Annotated in this window: 1 protein-coding gene; it reads left to right on the plus strand. The window is 67.7% G+C overall.

The genetic code is table 11. From position 1 onward, the window contains the following. Positions 1-115: 115 nt before the first annotated feature. Positions 116-1,297 (plus strand): virulence factor Mce family protein (locus tag MSZK_RS18950; RefSeq protein ID WP_099250249.1); only part of this gene is annotated, 1,182 nt, incomplete at its 3' end.

Consider the following 1,297-nt stretch of genomic DNA (forward strand, 5'->3'; position numbering starts at 1 on the left):
CGCCCGGACCGCCCGCACCGCCGCCGCCCGGCGTGCAAAACACACCCGAGCCGACACCCTCCCCGGTCTACGTGCCAGCACCGGGTGAGGTGCCCGCACAACCCGGAGGACAGCCATGACCAGGGCGCGTCTCATCCGCGCAGCCGCCGCGACCGTCCTCGTGGCGGTGCTCGTCAGCGGGCTATTCGTCGCCCTCGGCCGCACCGGCGCGGCGGCCAAGACCACGGTGGTCGCCTTCTTCCAGAACAGCAACGGCCTGTTCGCCGGCGACGATGTGCGGATCCTGGGTGTGCCCGTCGGGCGCGTCGCCACGATCGAACCGCAGCCGCAGCGGGTCAAGGTCACCTTCTGGATCGACCGCAAATATTCGGTTCCCGCCGACGCCAAGGCGGTCATCCTGTCGCCTCAACTGGTGACCGGGCGCGCCATCCAGCTGACCCCCGCCTACACCGGCGGACCCGTGATGCGCGACGGCGCGGTGATCCCGCAGGACCGCACCGCGGTCCCGGTCGAGTGGGACGACTTCCGGGCGCAGGTTGAGCGGCTGACCGAACTGCTGCGGCCCACCCAGCCCGGAGGCGTCAGCACGCTGGGCGCGTTCATCAACACCGCGGCCGCCAACCTGCGCGGCCAAGGTGCGAACATCCGCGACACCGTCGTCAAACTGTCGCAGGCGTTGTCGGCCCTCGGCGACCACAGCGACGACATCTTCTCCACCCTGAAAAACCTGGCGACGCTGGTGTCGGCGTTGCACGACAGCAGTGGCCTGCTCGGACAGCTCAATGAGAACCTGGCCGCCGTCACAGGGTTGTTGGCCGACGATCCGGACAAGGTCGGTCGGGCGGCCGGGATGCTCAACGACGTGGTCGCCGATGTGCAGAGTTTCGTTGCGGAGAATCGCGATGCGCTGGGCACCACCTCGGACAAGTTGGCCTCGGTCACCACGGCGATGGTCGACAGCCTCGACGACATCAAACAAACCCTGCACATCCTGCCCTCGACGCTGCAGAACTTCATCTTCATCTACGAACCGGCCGGCGGTACGATGACCGGCGCCATCGCGGTCAACAACTTCGCCGACCCGATCAGTTTCCTGTGCGGCGCGATCCAAGCGGCCTCCCGTCTCGGCGCCGAACAGGCGGCGAAACTGTGCGTGCAGTACCTCGCACCGATCGTGAAGAACCGCCAGTACAACTTCCCGCCACTGGGCGAAAACCTCATCGTCGGGGCATCGGCACGGCCCAACGAGGTCACCTACAGCGAGGACTGGATGCGACCCGACTACGTGCCGCCCCCC

The sequence above is a fragment of the Mycobacterium sp. shizuoka-1 genome, assembly GCF_002723835.1.
Classification (GTDB): domain Bacteria; phylum Actinomycetota; class Actinomycetes; order Mycobacteriales; family Mycobacteriaceae; genus Mycobacterium.